General features: G+C 70.4%; 13 protein-coding genes. 8 read left to right on the forward strand and 5 right to left on the reverse strand.

Going from position 1 to position 15119, the window contains the following annotated elements; translation table 11 throughout:
* Positions 1-135: 135 nt before the first annotated feature.
* Positions 136-1812, reverse strand: coding sequence for an IclR family transcriptional regulator domain-containing protein (locus tag IE325_RS20710; protein ID WP_190071448.1), 1677 nt, complete (start codon positions 1810-1812; stop codon positions 136-138).
* Between the two features lie 100 nt (positions 1813-1912).
* A complete protein-coding gene (locus IE325_RS20715) occupies positions 1913-3193 on the reverse strand; it encodes a M6 family metalloprotease domain-containing protein (protein ID WP_190071449.1) in 1281 nt (426 codons plus the stop codon).
* 292 nt (positions 3194-3485) lie between these two features.
* Here IE325_RS20715 and IE325_RS20720 point away from each other — a divergent pair, with 292 nt between their 5' ends.
* Both IE325_RS20720 and IE325_RS20725 read left to right on the forward strand, forming a co-directional pair.
* Complete coding sequence (locus IE325_RS20720; RefSeq protein WP_190071450.1) at positions 3486-4130, forward strand: TetR/AcrR family transcriptional regulator; 645 nt, start codon at positions 3486-3488, stop codon at positions 4128-4130.
* A 132-nt stretch (positions 4131-4262) separates the two neighbouring features.
* Positions 4263-5804, forward strand: coding sequence for an MFS transporter (locus IE325_RS20725; RefSeq protein WP_190071451.1), 1542 nt, complete (start codon positions 4263-4265; stop codon positions 5802-5804).
* A gap of 113 nt (positions 5805-5917) precedes the next feature.
* Here the strand turns inward: IE325_RS20725 and IE325_RS20730 are convergent, their stop codons facing one another.
* Complete coding sequence (locus tag IE325_RS20730; RefSeq protein ID WP_190071452.1) at positions 5918-6454, reverse strand: MarR family winged helix-turn-helix transcriptional regulator; 537 nt, start codon at positions 6452-6454, stop codon at positions 5918-5920.
* A 150-nt stretch (positions 6455-6604) separates the two neighbouring features.
* On the opposite strand from IE325_RS20730, the gene IE325_RS20735 reads away from it, so the two are divergent.
* Positions 6605-7396: a dioxygenase family protein gene (locus tag IE325_RS20735; protein WP_190071453.1), complete on the forward strand. Its 792-nt coding sequence runs from the start codon at positions 6605-6607 to the stop codon at positions 7394-7396.
* A gap of 13 nt (positions 7397-7409) precedes the next feature.
* Here the strand turns inward: IE325_RS20735 and IE325_RS20740 are convergent, their stop codons facing one another.
* The gene (locus tag IE325_RS20740) at positions 7410-7949 is read right to left on the reverse strand and encodes a GNAT family N-acetyltransferase (protein WP_190071454.1); all 540 of its coding nucleotides are present in this window, start codon (positions 7947-7949) and stop codon (positions 7410-7412) included.
* A 168-nt stretch (positions 7950-8117) separates the two neighbouring features.
* Here IE325_RS20740 and IE325_RS20745 point away from each other — a divergent pair, with 168 nt between their 5' ends.
* Together IE325_RS20745 and IE325_RS20750 are read left to right on the forward strand one after the other, a co-directional pair.
* Positions 8118-9113, forward strand: a complete 996-nt coding sequence (locus IE325_RS20745) for a sigma-70 family RNA polymerase sigma factor (protein WP_190071455.1) — start codon at positions 8118-8120, stop codon at positions 9111-9113.
* A gap of 372 nt (positions 9114-9485) precedes the next feature.
* Complete coding sequence (locus IE325_RS20750) at positions 9486-10154, forward strand: TetR/AcrR family transcriptional regulator (protein ID WP_373315191.1); 669 nt, start codon at positions 9486-9488, stop codon at positions 10152-10154.
* 279 nt (positions 10155-10433) lie between these two features.
* On the opposite strand, the gene IE325_RS20755 is transcribed toward IE325_RS20750, so the two are convergent.
* Complete coding sequence (locus IE325_RS20755; RefSeq protein ID WP_190071456.1) at positions 10434-11408, reverse strand: helix-turn-helix transcriptional regulator; 975 nt, start codon at positions 11406-11408, stop codon at positions 10434-10436.
* Positions 11409-11470: 62 nt separating this feature from the next.
* Here IE325_RS20755 and IE325_RS20760 point away from each other — a divergent pair, with 62 nt between their 5' ends.
* The 3 genes from IE325_RS20760 to pfkB all read left to right on the forward strand — a co-directional run bounded on the left by IE325_RS20760 (position 11471) and on the right by pfkB (position 14936).
* Positions 11471-13012, forward strand: a complete 1542-nt coding sequence (locus IE325_RS20760; protein ID WP_190071457.1) for an MFS transporter — start codon at positions 11471-11473, stop codon at positions 13010-13012.
* Positions 13013-13230: 218 nt separating this feature from the next.
* Positions 13231-13992 carry a DeoR/GlpR family DNA-binding transcription regulator gene (locus IE325_RS20765; RefSeq protein ID WP_190071458.1) on the forward strand — a complete coding sequence of 254 codons (762 nt, stop codon included), beginning with the start codon at positions 13231-13233 and terminating at the stop codon, positions 13990-13992.
* Entirely contained in the window at positions 13989-14936 is a 948-nt protein-coding gene (gene pfkB / locus IE325_RS20770) for a 1-phosphofructokinase (protein ID WP_190071459.1), read from the forward strand. The genes IE325_RS20765 and pfkB overlap by 4 nt, the downstream gene beginning before the upstream one ends.
* Positions 14937-15119 lie beyond the last annotated feature (183 nt).

Raw genomic sequence — 15119 nt, forward strand, 5'->3', positions numbered from 1 at the left:
AAGAACTCAGGTCACCTGAGGCGGGCCGCCAGGCTGACCCGCACCCACCCCGCACGCCCCAAGAACTCAGCCGACCCGGGGCGGACCGCAGGACCGCGGCGAATGAACGGCACCCACCCTGCACCCCCCAAGCCCTCACCCCACCCCCACCCGCCCAAACCGCCCCGCCACCCGAAGCTCCCCCTCCACCCGCGCCGCGGTCTCCGCCAGCTCCGGCAGGACATCCCGTACGCACTCCTCCACCGACCGTCGAGCCGCATGCATGGCCACGTTCACGGCGGCGACCGCTCGGCCGGTTCGGTCGCGTACCGGTACTGCCACCGAGCGCAGGCCGGCCTCCAACTCCTCGTCGACCAGGGCGTATCCGTGGGTTCGGGTGTCGGACAGGGCCTTCGTGAGGGCTGTCGGGTCGGTGATGGTGTGGGGGGTGAGGGAGGGGAGGTCGGTGAAGGACGGGCGTTCGGCCAGGTCCGCCAGTAGGACTCGGCCCAGTGAGGTCGCGTACGCCGGTAGGCGTGTGCCCACCGTGATGTTCACGCTCATCACGCGGCGGGTGGCGGCTCGGGCGAGGTACTGGATCTCGTCGCCGGAGGGGGTCAGGACCGCCAGGGACGTCGATTCGTGGACTCGGTCCGCCAGTTCGGTGAGGTGTGGGGTCGCGATCTGGGCGAGGGTCGTGCGGGACAGGGGTGGGTAGCCGAGGGCGAGGACCCGGGGGGTGAGGGTGAAGGTTCGGCTGCCCGACTGGGTCACCAGGCCCAGGTGTTCGTAGGTGATCAGTGCTCTGCGGGCCGTCGCGCGGGCCAGGCCCGTCGCGCGGGACACGTCGGTCAGGGTCAGCTCCTGGCGGGCCTCGCCGAACGCGGTCAGTACCGTCAGCCCGCGCGCCAGTGATTCGATGAACTCCCGGCCCAGTTCCTGCTTGGAGGCGCCCGTCCAGGTCGCCAGGCCCGCCGGGGCCGGGCCGGGGTGGGGGTCGGGGGCCTCGCGCAGGGTGCGTTCCATGTCGGCGACCGCTGTGCGGAGGCGGGGGAGGAGCGTGTCGCGCAGGTCCGCGGCGGTGTGGCGGCTGGTGTGGCTCACCACGCTCACCACGCAGGCGATACAGCCGCCCGCCCGCGGATCCCGCACCGGTACGGACACCGCGACCAGCCCCGGCTCGATCAACTGGTCGTCCAGCGCCCAGCCGTCCTTCCGCGCCCGGGTCACCCGGTGTTCGAAGTCCTCGTCGGAGGACGGATGCCCCGTCCGCCACGGTACGGCCGGGAAGCCCCGGTCCTCCGGGTCCTTCGCCCGGCGTTCGCGCCACGACTGCCACTGCGCGTCCGTCCACTCCGTGGCGAACAGCGGGCCTGGGGCGGTGCGTTCGGCGGGGAGCAGGTCGCCGATGCGGAAGCTGAGGGACATCGCGCGGCGGCGGGTCGCCTGGTGGATGAAGCGGATGCCGTCGCGGTCGGCGACCGCCAGCGACACCGACTCGTCCAGCTCGTCGGCGAGCGCGTCCGCGGGGGAGGAGAGCAGGGCGGGCAGGGCGAGGGCGGCCAGGTAGGCGTTGCCCAGTTCCATCACCCGGGGCGCCAGCACCACGTCACGGCCGTCCAGGCGGACGTATCCCATGCGGGCGAGCGTGGACGCGATCCGGTCCACCGTCGAACGCGCCAGGCCGGTGCTCCGCTCCAGCCCGCTGGCGCTCAGGGTTCCGTCGGCCTCCGTGAGCCGCCGTAGCACCGCCACGCCCCGGATCAGAGGCACGACCGCCTCCGCCGGCACGGCACGATCGTCGTCCAGGGGCGTGGTCGTCTTCGCGGGCATCAGCTCTCCGTACGGCGTTCGCGGCAGCTCTAACGGTAATCGGCCCGCAGGCCGCACGCGCTCGCGCCGCCCCTGAGGCACCCCAGCCCGTCCGGCTGACCTACCCCCGACTGACCCGCACCCGATAACTCCCCGCCAGATCCACCCCCGCCACCACCACCCGCACCCCCCGCTTCTCGTCCACGAACTCCTCCCCGGGCCCGAACGTCGCGTCCGACAGCTCGGCGTGGACATTCGGGCTCCGCGTGCAACCCCCGCTGTCCTCATGGGAGTCGAGGACCTTCATCGGGCCCATCCCGGTGTCGACGTCCGCGTCGACCTTGTAGATCAGGACGCCGGGGCGGCACACGGCCTCGTCGTTGCCCTCGCGGGTGCGCAGTTCGAGGGCGTAGCCGGTGCGGCGGCTCAGGGGGACGAAGACCAGCTTGGGGCCGCCCTCGCGGGCCAGCGGGGTGAGGGCGTACTCGGTCGTTCCGTCGCCCGCCGCGCACGCCACCTGTGCGTCGTCCAGCCAGCCCAGCTTCCACTTGTGCCAGCCGAGCAGATCGTTGTTGGCGCCCCAGTCCTCGCTCATGATGTCCCAGTGGCCGACCGCGCCCCCGCCCTCGGCGGTGTACAGGTCGGGGAGGCCGAAGACATGGCCGTTCTCGTGGGGGAGGACCCGGTAGCCGGTGCGGTGGTAGGTGCCGGAGCCGTCGTCCTGGCGGGAGTAGACGAAGGACGCGTTGGCCACCGAGACGCCGTCGGCGACCGGGGCCTCGGTGTTGCCGGCGAAGGTCACCGACAGGACCGTGTCCAGGGCGGAGGGGCCGGCGTTCGGGGTCACCAGGACGTTCAGGAAGTCGTACGACCGGAAGTCCACCTTCGGGTCGGCGGCGACCACGATGTCCTGGACCAGCTTGCGGTACCCGGGGTCGAAGGGCGCGCCGCGCTCTATGCCGTACGCCCGGAACGACTTCGGCATGCGCAGCCAGCCGGGGATCGGGGTCTCGGGGTGGTAGTCGAGGCGGCCGTAGGAGCTGGTGCGGTACCAGTCCTGGGTCTGCGGGAAGAACTCGGCGAAGCGGTCCTGGGCGCGGCCCTGGCCGGGGGTGTCGGGGAAGTCGACCATCAGGGTGAGGGCGCGGACGGTGCCGGTGGAGCGGGCGTAGCCGCGGATCGTCGGTACGCCCTCCGACATCTGGACCGTGGGACGGCCGCTGATCATGCAGGGGCGCAGGGCCGAGGGGTGTTCGGGGGAGACCGGGCCCGCTCCGACCACCGTCGAGGTGCCCGCCGTGAGGTGTCCGGTGCCTGCCGAGGTGCTGACCGCCAGGGTCAGGACGGTCACGGAGGCGAGGGCGGCCACACGGCGGGGGCGTATCCGGCGATTCGGCTGCATGCATGGGCCCTTCAGTCCATGGCAGCCGCCGGACTGCGCGCTGCACCCTCTCGATCACCCTGTGTCGAGGGGTGCGGGGACGCGCGCTGGATGAGACCGAACGTGGGTTCTTCGGCGAGAAGGGTGTGACGTAGGCCACATCAAAACTCTTCCGTGGCCGGAAATAACCGGGGACCCTCTCCCCGTTTAGCCATGTGTCCGAGCGAAACGGGGACAGCTTCCCCGGATCGCCACCCAGCCTCCCGATACCGATCGGGATCCGATATCAATCGGAATCACTCAGGAGTACGCCGTGCAGACCGTCACCCCCGTAGCGCGCAAGGCGCCCCGGCCGCGCGCCGACGCCCTGCGCAACCGGGAGCGGATCGTCACCGCCGCCCGGGAGATGTTCGTCGAGTTCGGTCCGGACGTACCGCTCGACGAGATCGCCCGCCGGGCCGGCGTCGGCAATGCCACGGTGTACCGCAACTTCCCCGACCGCGACGCGCTGGTCCGCGAGGTCGTCTGCTCCGTCATGGACCGTACGACGGAGGCGGCCGAGTTGGCGCTCGCGCAGAGCGGGGATGCCTTCGAGGCACTGGAGCGCTTCGTGCACGCCGCCGCCGACGAGCGGATCAGCGCTCTGTGCCCGATGATCCAGTCCACCTTCGACAAGAACCACCCGGACCTGGAGGCCTCGCGCGAACGGTGCGAGGGCCTCGTCGGGGCGATCATGGACCGCGCCAAGGCGGCCGGCCAGCTCCGCTCCGACGTGGACGTCGGCGACGTCATGATCGCCGCGGCCCAGCTCAGCCGGCCCCCGGCGGGCACCGGGTGCGACATCGCCGACCGCTACGTCCACCGTCATCTTCAGCTGTTCCTGGACGGATTGCGGGCCCCGGCCCGCTCGGTCCTGCCGGGCACGGCGCTGACCATGGAGGACCTGCGCAAGGCCTGACCGATTAGTTCATAGCGCCACCGCAGTCAGAAGACCGAATCCCAGTACCGAATCCCACCGGCCGTCACAGCCGACGAGCCGTCCCCTTTTCTTTCCCTTTTTCCGTCACGAAGTCCCGAAGTGGGTATCCCCATGTCTGAAACAGCCTCAAAGGCTCCCGGCGTGCTGGAGAAGTCCGGCGACGCCAATCGCTGGAAGGCGCTCGTCTTCATCGCGCTGGCCCAGCTGATGGTCGTCCTCGATGCGACCATCGTGAACATCGCCCTGCCGTCCGCCCAGGTCGACCTCGGCATATCGGACGGCAACCGCCAGTGGGTCGTCACGGCCTACGCGCTGGCCTTCGGCGGTCTGCTCCTGTTCGGCGGCCGGATCGCCGACCTGTGGGGCCGTAAGAACGCCTTCGTCGTCGGCCTGATCGGCTTCGCCGGTGCCTCCGCGCTCGGTGGCGCCGCCACCAACGAGGCGATGATGTTCGGCGCCCGCGCCCTGCAGGGTGTCTTCGGCGCTCTGCTCGCGCCCGCCGCGCTCTCCCTGCTCGCCGTGATGTTCACGGACGCCAAGGAGCGTGCCAAGGCATTCGGCATCTATGGTGCGATCGCCGGTGGCGGTGGCGCCGTCGGTTTCATCCTCGGCGGCGTGCTGACCGAGTACATGGACTGGCGCTGGACGTTCTTCGTCAACATCCCGTTCGCGATCGTCGCCGCGCTCGGCGCGTACTTCGTCATCCGTGAGCCGGAGGGCGGCCGCAACCGCAACCCGCTCGACATCCCCGGCGTCCTGCTGTCCACCCTGGGCCTGGTCGCGCTCGTCTACGGCTTCACCCGCGCCGAGTCCAACGGCTGGGGCGACTCCGTGACCGTGGGCATGTTCGTCGCCTCCGCGGTCCTGCTGCTCGCCTTCGTCGTCACCGAGGCCAAGGTCAAGGCCCCGCTGCTGCCCCTGCGCGTGATCACCGACCGCAACCGTGGCGGCGTCTACCTCTCGCTCGGTATCGCGATCATCGCGATGTTCGGCACGTTCCTGTTCCTGACCTACTACCTGCAGATCGTGAAGGGCTACACGCCGATCAAGACCGGCTTCGCCTTCCTGCCGATGATCGTGGGCATGATGGTCGGCTCGACCCAGATCGGCACCCGTCTGATGACCCGCGTCCCGGCGCGGGTGCTGATGGGTCCCGGCTTCCTGGTCGCCGCGGTCGGCATGCTCCTGATGACGCAGCTGGAGATCGGTTCGTCGTACGCCTCGATCATCCTGCCGGCGATGCTGCTGCTCGGCCTCGGTATGGGTACGGCGTTCATGCCCGCCATGTCCCTGGCCACCCTGGGCGTCGAGCCCCGGGACGCCGGTGTCGCCTCCGCGATGGTCAACACCTCGCAGCAGGTGGGCGGCGCGATCGGTACGGCCCTGCTGAACACGATCGCCGCGTCGGCCACGACCTCCTACATCGCCGACCACATCGGCTCCGCGACCTCCAAGTCGCAGCAGCAGTTGGTGGCGCTGCAGGGTCAGGTGCACGGCTACACCAACGCGATCTGGTTCGCCGTCGGCATGCTGGTGCTCGCCGCGGTCATCGTCGTGACCTTCGTCAACGCCGGCCGCCCGGACGGTACGACGGTCGTGTCCTCCGAGGAGGGCGCCGAGGACGAGATGCCGGTGCCGGTCGTCGCGCACTAGTAACGCACCACGACCTCCGGGTCGTACCCCTCGGGACCAGGCGTACGTACGGGGATGGGGACGCTCCGTACGTACCGCCTCAGGACCTGCCCCGGCCTCGCTGAATGAGCGGTTCAGCGGAGCCAGGGCAGGTCCGCACCCGCTTCCGTCGGCTGCAGGCCCTCGGCGACGATCCGCATGATCTCGCCGAGGGCCTTCTGCTGTTCCCCGGTGAGGCGGTCGAACATCGCCTGGCGCACGGCCTCCACATGACCCGGCGCGGTCTCCTTGAGCACCGCGAGACCGGCGTCGGTCAGCACGGCGAACTGACCCCGCTTGTCGTCGGGGCAGTCCTCGCGTCTGACCCAGCCGTTCTTCTCCAGCCGGGCGATGGCGTGCGAGAGACGGGAGCGGGTGATCTTCGCGTGCATCGCCAGCTCGGTCATCCGCAGCCGGCGGCGCGGGGACTCGGCGAGCTTGACGAGGAGTCCGTAGTAGATGTGCGGCATGCCCGCGTCCCGCTGGAGCTGGCGGTCCAGGTGGTCCTCGAGCAGGGTGACGGCGTCCAGATAGGTGCGCCAGACGCGCTGCTGGTCGTCGGTGAGCCAGCGTGGTTCCTGGGCGGGCGCGGGCTCGGACGCGGGGGGCGCGGAGGTCGATGCCGTATTCATGTACTCCACTGTACGAGAGCTCTCCTTGAATTTTTAACTACTCCGACGTACGGTTTTTCGAACAGGATGCTTTAGAATTAAAGCAACCGGAGTCCCGGGTCTCGCGATCTCAGGCCTCTGGATCTCAGGTCTCTGGAGGGAGCCGCCGTAATGTCCGCGTCCGCCGCACCGCAGCAGCGCATGCCCGCCCTCTATCTCAGTCACGGCGCCCCGCCGCTCGCGGACGACCCGGTCTGGCCCGGCGAGCTCGCGGCATGGTCCGCGGAGCTGCCGCGCCCCAAGGCGATCCTCATGGTCTCCGCCCACTGGGAGGAGGCCCCGCTCGCCATCGGCGCCACCGAGACCCTGCCTCTCGTCTACGACTTCTGGGGATTCCCCGAGCACTACTACCAGGTAACGTACGCGGCCCCCGGCGCCCCCGAGCTCGCCGAGTCCGTACGGAAGCTGCTGCGCGCCCCCGGCACACCAGTGCAGGACATCCCCGACCGCGGCCTCGACCACGGCGCCTACGTCCCCCTCGTCGAGATGTACCCCGGCGCCGACATCCCCGTCCTGCAGATCTCCATGCCGACCCTCGACCCCGTGCGGCTCATGGACATCGGCCGCAGGCTGGCGCCTCTGCGCGACGAGGGCGTACTGATCGTCGGCTCCGGCTTCTTCACCCACAACCTCGCGGCCCTGCGGCAGGGAGGCATCCCCAGCTGGTCGGTCGAGTTCGACGACTGGGGCCGCCGGACGCTGGAGAACCGCGACTGGGATACCATGCTCGACTTCCTCCACAAGGCTCCGGCCGGCCGCTACGCCCATCCGCGCACCGAGCACTTCGCCCCGCTGTTCGTGACGATGGGCGCGGCGGAGGCGGCGGGTGAGCTGGACGGGCAGCGGTCCGTGATCGACGGGTTCTGGATGGGGCTGGCGAAGCGCTCGGTCCAGTTCGGCTGAGCCCGCCCCTGGGTCACAGCTCCTTCTCGTACCAGGCCACGTCCCAGTACCGGCCGAACTTGCGCCCCACTTCCCGGTACGTGCCGACGTACCGGAACCCGAACCGCTCGTGCAGCCGGACCGACGCCTCGTTCGGCTGGGCGATACCGGCGTAGGCGCGATGCAGATCCTCCCCGGCCAGGGCCTCGAACAGGGCCTTGTAGAGGAGGGTGCCGACACCGCGGCCTCCGGCGTCCGGCGCGAGGTAGATCGTCACCTCGACGGAGGTCGCGTAGGCGGCCTTGGGCCGATGAGGACTGGATGTGGCGTAGCCCAGAATCCGCTGTGTCCGCTGTGACGTGCCTTCGGAGTCCCGCTCCTCAGCAACCATCAGGCGGTGCGGGCCGTCTTCAGGGTGGGAGAGCAGCCAAGGGCGTCGCTCTTCCGGCGAGAAGACCGCGGTATCGAATGTGATGGGCGTCTCGCGTACATAGTGGTTGTAGATGTCGGTGAGGGCATCGAGGTCACTCTCGACTCCCGGCCTGACCTGCACCTCTGTACGTTCCGACGACATCGGCCCTCCTCTGTGGCCGGGCAGGATACTGCAAGATCAGAAAAATAGGGGGGCGGGTTGGGAATTCTGTCCTGATTCCAGTCGTTGTTTCCATCGAACGCCGGGCACTCGAGAAGAGTCCCAAGCGTTCACGAACCACCCGCCCACCCCCACCGCAAGGGAGCACGCATGGCAACCCGTGCCGTCGCCCGTCGTAAGTCCGCCACCGGCGGGACCGACGCGGCAAGCAGCGTTCGCGTCCATGGCGGCGAGATCGCGGACCGCGACCTGGTCGGCATGTACCTCGACGAGATCGCGCGCACGCCGCTTCTCGACGCCGCCAAAGAGGTCGAGCTGTCCCAGATCATCGAAGCGGGTGTGTTCGCAAGGCAGGTCCTCGACGGTTACGAGGAGGCCCGTGCGGACGCCAGTCGTGATGAGCTCGAGGCCCTGGTCGCGGACGGCGAGCGCGCCAAGGACATCTTCATCCGCTCCAACCTCCGCCTGGTCGTCGCGGTAGCCCGCCGCTACCCGCGCAGCGGCCTGCCCCTCCTCGACCTGATCCAGGAGGGCAACGCCGGCCTGGTGCGCGCGGTGGAGAAGTTCGACTACCGCAAGGGCTTCAAGTTCTCCACGTACGCCACCTGGTGGATTCGTCAGGCCATCACCCGCTCGATAGCCGACCAGTCCCGCACGATCCGCCTCCCCGTCCATCTGGTCGAGGAGCTGGGCCGTATCCGCCGCGTCCAGCGCGAGTTCAACCGCGAGCACGGCCGGGACCCGGAGCACACCGAGATCGCCACCGAGCTCGGCTCGACGCCGGAGCGCGTCGCGGACGTCCTGGACTGGGCCCGTGACCCGGTCTCCCTCAACATGTCGGTGGACGACGAGGGCGAGACCCAGTTCGGCGACCTCCTGGAGGACACCTCCGCGGTCTCCCCCGAGCAGTCCGTCCTCACGCTCCTCCGCAGCGAGGAACTGGACGACCTGATCGGCCGCCTGGACCAGCGCACCGCGTCCATCATCAAGATGCGGTACGGCATCGAGGACGGCCGCGAGCGCACCCTGACCGAGGTCGGCAAGGAGCACGGTCTGACCCGCGAGCGCATCCGCCAGATCGAGAAGCACGCCCTGCTGGAGCTGAAGAAGCTGGCGCGCAGCACCGGTTTCGACGCGGCCGCGTAGCCCCTCCGCCCGGAGGGGCCGGGCGTACGCCGGGTGGCCAAAGACAGCGCAAACATGGCGATGTAACGCCGCTTCAAGTCACGCCCACCGGGAACAAGACCTGCGGGCAAGGGAGTTCGCCACCGAGACGGCCCTCCCGCCCCCCAAACGAAGCTCTACGACACCTGCGAGACCCACAAACCAAGTCCCGACGCACTCCCCCCGGCGCCGGGACTTTCCCCGAGCCGGGCTTCGGCGCCTATCCCCCCTGGGTGCCGGAGCCCGGTTCCTCTACGTACCGGACAGCCCGAACGGGTGGGTCACCCCGTACCTGAACCACGGGGTGACCCACCCGAATGGCAGATTGTGCCACATGGGCATAGCCTGCCGAACGTGAGCAGCCGCACCGCGAAGCCCTCCGCCGCCACGTCCCCCTCCCTGACGGAGCGACGCAAGGCGGCGACCCGTATGGAGATCGCCCGCGCCGCGGCCGCCCTCTTCGTGCGACAGGGCCTGCGGGCCACCCGCGCCGAGGACATCGCCCAGGCCGCCGGCATCGCACCGCGCACCTTCTACCGCTACTTCGCCACCAAGGAGGAGGCGGTGGCCCCGCTCTACGCGGCCGGCGCCGACCGCTGGACCGAGGCCGTCCGCGACGCCCCCACCGACCTCCCCGTCCCACAGGCCCTCGAACACGCCCTCCAGCACACCCTCACCCCCGGCGAGGGCATCTCGCAGCCCTCCTGGGAGTGGGCCCGCACCTTGGTCCGCCTGGCCACATCGAGCCCGGCCCTGCGCAAGGTATGGGCCGAGGTGTGCCACGAGTCCGAGAAGAAGCTCGCCGAGGTACTGGCGGCAAGAATCGGCCACGACAACGTTGCCGACCGCCCCCGCCTCGACTTCGCGGCCGCAGCGGCAGCCGCGTCGGTCCGCGTAGCCGTAGAAACATGGTCGGCCGGCGAGTCCCCCGCGGATGGGCCGGTGGGCCCGGCGGCATTGGCACAGGCCAACTTGGCGGCGCTGAGGAATTTTCCGTGGGGGGATATCGGCGTGCGCGAGTAGTACGTCGGCCGCGGGCACGTCGTGGCTGGTCGCGCCCCGCGGCGGAGCCGCATATCGATACAGCCCCGCGCCCCTGGGGGGTTGCCAGTCGCCCACGGCGGTGAGGGGACGCGTCGGGGGGTGTCCGCCCGCAGCGGCGGGCGTCAACGAACGCGAGCCTCTCTGTCGTAGGGCAACCGCCCGACCGAGGACGGATACCCCCCGACGCGGCCCCGCCCCACCCCACAACCGTCGGCGCTACGCGAACCCCCACCCATCCCGCGCAGGCCGCCGCAGGCATCACCCCGCAGCCCGACTCAACCGCCCACCCAACTCCCCCACACACCGCACCAGTTCCTCCGGCGCGGACACCACGAACTCGACCCCCACCATCGCCAACCGCACAGCCAGCCACTCCACCGGATCACTCGTACTCGCCCGCACCCGACACCCACCCCCACCCCCACTCCCGCCCAACTCCTCCGGCACCCCCAACCACCGAGGCAACCGAGCCCCCACCACCTCCGCCGACTCGGCGAACGTGACCTCGAACTCGTACGACTCCGCATGCCCCCGGATCGACCGCCGCAGATACTCCGCCGCACTCCCCGTCGGCAACTCCCGCGGAGCGAACCGCGCCCCGGTCGCGAAAGGCGAGCTCACCCGGTCCACCCGGAACGTCCGCCAGTCCGCCCGATCGAGGTCGTACGCCACGAGGTACCAGCGCCGCCCGGTCGACACCAGCCGATGTGGCTCGGTCACGCGCCGCGACTCGTTCCCGTCCTTCGCCCGGTACGCGAACCGCAACCGCTCCCGCCCGGCGATGGTCGACGCCATCACCGTCAGCGTCTCGGGCGCGATACTCGCCCCGTCCCCGCTGGTCAACGGCGTGGTCGCGGCCTGCAGCGTGGCCACTCGATGCCTGAGCCGCGACGGCAGCACCTGCTCCAGCTTGGCCAGCGCCCGCACCGACGCCTCGTCGACTCCCTCGACCGCGTGCCCGGCCCCGGCCCGCAGTCCGACCGCGATCGCCACGGCCTCCTCGTCGTCCAGCACGAGTGGCGGCATCGCCTTGCCGGCGACGAGCCGATACCCCCCGTCGGAGCCCTTGGTCGCCTGCACGGGATACCCCAGCTCCCGCAACCGGTCGATGTCCCGCCGAACCGTACGCCGGGACACCCCGAGCCGTTCGGAGAGTTCGCCGCCGGGCCATTCACGGGGTGTCTGAAGCAGGGAGAGGAGTGTCAGCAGCCGTGCCGGAGTATCCGTCGTCATGAATCCGAGGATGCCGTAGAACTAGGACACGATCTGACCTACTGCCGGACTAACTTCGAGCCATGACCTCAACCGAGACAGCACCCAGCCCCACCGCACCCCCCGGCGACCGCCGCCGTTGGTTCGCCCTGGCCATCGTGATGACCGCGGCGTTCATGGACCTCGTGGACGTCACGATCGTCAACATCGCCATCCCGTCGATCCAGCGCGAGGCCGGCGCGACCTTCAGCCAGATCCAGTGGATCACCGCGGGCTATGCGCTGGCCTTCGCGGCGGGCCTGATCACGGGTGGCCGCCTCGGTGACATACATGGCCGCAAGCGACTGTTCCTGATCGGAATCGGTGGCTTCACGCTCGCCTCGGCGCTGTGCGGCTTCGCCGCGAACCCCGAGATGCTGGTCGCCTCCCGCATCCTCCAGGGCGCGATGGCGGCGCTGATGGTCCCGCAGGTCCTGTCGATCGTGCACGCCACGTTCCCGGCGCACGAACGAGGCAAGGTCTTCGGCCTGTTCGGCGCGGTCGTGGGCCTCGGCGCGGTCACCGGCCCGCTGCTCGGCGCACTGCTCACCGAGTGGAACCTCTTCGGTCTCGAATGGCGCCCGATCTTCCTGATCAACCTCCCCGTCGGCATCGCGGGCCTGATCCTCGGCAGCCGCTACATCACGGAGTCCAAGGCACCGAAGGCACTGAAGCTGGACATGGTCGGCGTCGGACTGGTCACCCTCGGCCTGCTGATGCTGCTCTACCCGCTGACCCGAGGCCGTGAGCTGGGCTGGCCGCTGTGGGGGTACGTGGCGATGGCGGGCGCGCTCGTCGTCCTCGGGGCGCTGGTGGCGTACGAGAGGCGCAAGGCGGCGCGCGACGGCTCCCCGCTGATCGAGCTCTCCCTGTTCAAGGTGAAGAGCTTCGCGGCGGGCATCGCCGTACAGACCGTGTTCGGTGTGGCGCTCGGCATCTTCTTCCTTGTCTGGACGCTGTACATGCAGTTCGGCCTGGGCTGGAGCCCGCTGAAGGCCGGCCTGACCGGGGTGCCGTTCTCGATCGCCGTCTCGATGGCGGCCGGGATGTCCGTACAGAAGTTGGTCCCGCGCTTCGGCCGTAAGGTGCTGCAGTCGGGCGCGCTGGTGATGGGGATCGGCGTACTGATCTACATCTGGGAGGCGGGCCGCTACGGCCTGTCCATCGCCCCTTGGCAGATGGCTCTGCCCCTGGTCGTGATGGGCGTCGGAATGGGCCTGATCGTGGCGCCGCTGACGGACGCGATCCTCTCCGAGGTGCCGCGTGAGCACTCCGGTTCGGCGTCGGGTCTGATCAACACCGTGCAGCAGATGGGCAACGCGCTGGGTCTGGGCCTGGTCTCGGTGGTGTTCTTCGGAGTCATCGACGACCGGCTGGCCGAGGTCACGGAGTCCTCCGCGGCGGGCGCGGCCTTCGCGGACGGCTTCCAGCACGCGCTGGGCTGGGTGGCCGCGGTGATGGGCGTGATCTTCCTGCTGATGTTCGCGCTGCCGAAGCGTCCGGCGCAGCATGTCGAGGGAGCTGCCGAGACGCCGTCGGCGGAGCCGGAGTCGGAGAAGGAGAAGGAGCCCGCGCTGGCTGGCTGACAGCAGGGGGAACAGACGGTTGACGGTGGCCCGGCACTTCACTGCCGGGCTTTTCGTCGTCTCCGTGTCTCCGTAAGAAACTCGGAGCAAGCCCGAGTATGCCCAGTTCAACACCCACTCACGCCCGATTGCCCCCGAACCTGTTTACTTTCCGGAAATCCGGGCGTAGCCTCCGTCTCGAAACCACAAGTTCGGGCACAGTTCGGAGGCGAACGGACATGTACGCACCGGAGCGGCAGCAGGAGATCCTCCGGCTCGCCCGTGACGGCGGCCGAGTGGACGTCCTGTCGTTGGCCGAGGAGTTCCAGGTGACGGCGGAGACGATCCGCCGGGACCTGAAGGCCCTCGACCGCGCCGGGCTCGTACGCCGGGTGCACGGTGGTGCGATCCCGGCCGGGCGGCTGGACTTCGAGCCGGACCTCGCCGAGCGCGAGGGCACGGCGGCCGACGAGAAGGACCGCATCGCCAAGGCGGCCCTCGCCGAGCTGCCGACCGAGGGCACGATGATCCTGGACGCCGGTACGACGGTGGCCCGCATGGCCGGCGCACTGCCGCTGGAGACGTCCCTCACCGTCGTCACCCACAGCCTGCCCATCGCGGCCCGCCTCGCGGACCACCCCGGCATCCAGCTCCACCTCATCGGGGGGCGCGTACGGCACCGTACGCGCGCCGCCGTGGACGCCTGGGCGCTGCGGGCGTACGGCGAGATCCGCGCCGACGTGCTGTTCGTCGCGGCCAACGGGTTCTCCGCCGAGCACGGTCTGACCACCCCCGACCTCGCCGAGGCCGCGGTCAAGCGCGCTGCCGTGGCCGCCGCCCGCCGGGTCGTGCTCCTCGCCGACTCCTCCAAGCACGGCCAGGAGCACTTCGCCCGCTTCGGTGACCTGAGCGATGTGGACCTGCTGATCACCGACAGCGGGCTGAGCCCCGAAGACGCCACCGCGATAGAGCGCGGCGGCACGGAAGTAGTGCGCGCATGATCCTCACCGTCACCCCGAACCCGTCCCTGGACCGCACCTACGAGGTCCCCTCCCTCGACCGCGGCGAGGTCATACGCGCCACCGGCGAGCGCATGGACCCGGGCGGCAAGGGCGTGAACGTCTCGCGCGCGGTCGCGGCGGCCGGACAGCGCACGGTGGCGGTCCTGCCCCTGGGCGGCGCGCCCGGCGCCCTCGTCGCCGACCTGCTCGACGCCCAGGGCATCGAGGTCGCCCCGGTCCCGGTCACCGGAGCCACCCGCTCCAACATCGCGCTCGCCGAGTCGGACGGCGTACTGACGAAGATCAACGCACCCGGCCCCGAACTGTCGGCGGCCGAGCAGGAACTGCTCCTGGAGACGGTCCGCGAGCAGTCGCACGACGCCGCCTGGATCGCCTGCTGCGGCAGCCTGCCGCGCGGACTCGCCCCCTCCTGGTACGCCGATGTCGTGGCCCGGGCGCACGCGGGCGGCGCGCGGATCGCGCTGGACACCTCCGGACGGGCGCTCCTGGAAGCCCTGCGCGCCCGCCCCGACGTGGTGAAGCCCAACGCCGAGGAGCTCGCGGAGGCGGTCGGGCGCCCCCTGGCCACCGTCGGCGACGCGGTGAAGGCGGCCGAGGAGTTGCGCGCGATGGGTGCGCACGCCGTCCTCGCGAGCCTGGGCGCCGACGGGCAACTGCTGGTGGACGGCTCGGGCGCGTGGTTCGGCAGCGCCCGCGTGGACGCCGTACGCAGCAATGTCGGCGCCGGCGACTCCTCCCTCGCCGGCTTCCTGATCGCCGGGGGGAGCGGGCCCGAGGCGCTCGCCTCCGCGGTCGCCCATGGCGCGGCGGCCGTACAGCTCCCCGGCAGTGTGATGCCCTCGCCGGCCGATCTGGACCTGGCGGCGGTGACGGTCACGGCGGAGGTGCCGGTGGACCGGGTGCTGAAGGAGCCGGTGTCATGACGAATGTCGCGGTTGTCACAGTTCTTGCCGATACGGCCGAGGAGCGGCGAAGCTCACCGTTACTGAGCCTCTCCGCCGACGTCCGGAGGACCAGCGTCCGCAAGGCCGCCGACCGGAGGCGGGCCTTCCCCACCCCCGCCACCTCCTGTTCCACCCCCCACCGCAGTCCCGCCACCCCCCATG

The sequence above is a fragment of the Streptomyces lanatus genome, assembly GCF_014655715.1.
GTDB lineage: Bacteria > Actinomycetota > Actinomycetes > Streptomycetales > Streptomycetaceae > Streptomyces > Streptomyces lanatus.

Bases quoted from the DNA above. Each gene is read 5' to 3' on its own strand.
- IE325_RS20710 (WP_190071448.1), bottom strand. From the start codon at position 1,812: ATGCCCGCGAAGACGACCACGCCCCTGGACGACGATCGTGCCGTGCCG.
- IE325_RS20715 (WP_190071449.1), bottom strand. From the start codon at position 3,193: ATGCAGCCGAATCGCCGGATACGCCCCCGCCGTGTGGCCGCCCTCGCC.
- IE325_RS20725 (WP_190071451.1), top strand. From the start codon at position 4,263: ATGTCTGAAACAGCCTCAAAGGCTCCCGGCGTGCTGGAGAAGTCCGGC.
- IE325_RS20730 (WP_190071452.1), bottom strand. From the start codon at position 6,454: ATGAATACGGCATCGACCTCCGCGCCCCCCGCGTCCGAGCCCGCGCCC.
- IE325_RS20735 (WP_190071453.1), top strand. From the start codon at position 6,605: ATGTCCGCGTCCGCCGCACCGCAGCAGCGCATGCCCGCCCTCTATCTC.
- IE325_RS20740 (WP_190071454.1), bottom strand. From the start codon at position 7,949: ATGTCGTCGGAACGTACAGAGGTGCAGGTCAGGCCGGGAGTCGAGAGT.
- IE325_RS20745 (WP_190071455.1), top strand. From the start codon at position 8,118: ATGGCAACCCGTGCCGTCGCCCGTCGTAAGTCCGCCACCGGCGGGACC.
- IE325_RS20755 (WP_190071456.1), bottom strand. From the start codon at position 11,408: ATGACGACGGATACTCCGGCACGGCTGCTGACACTCCTCTCCCTGCTT.
- IE325_RS20760 (WP_190071457.1), top strand. From the start codon at position 11,471: ATGACCTCAACCGAGACAGCACCCAGCCCCACCGCACCCCCCGGCGAC.
- IE325_RS20765 (WP_190071458.1), top strand. From the start codon at position 13,231: ATGTACGCACCGGAGCGGCAGCAGGAGATCCTCCGGCTCGCCCGTGAC.
- pfkB (WP_190071459.1), top strand. From the start codon at position 13,989: ATGATCCTCACCGTCACCCCGAACCCGTCCCTGGACCGCACCTACGAG.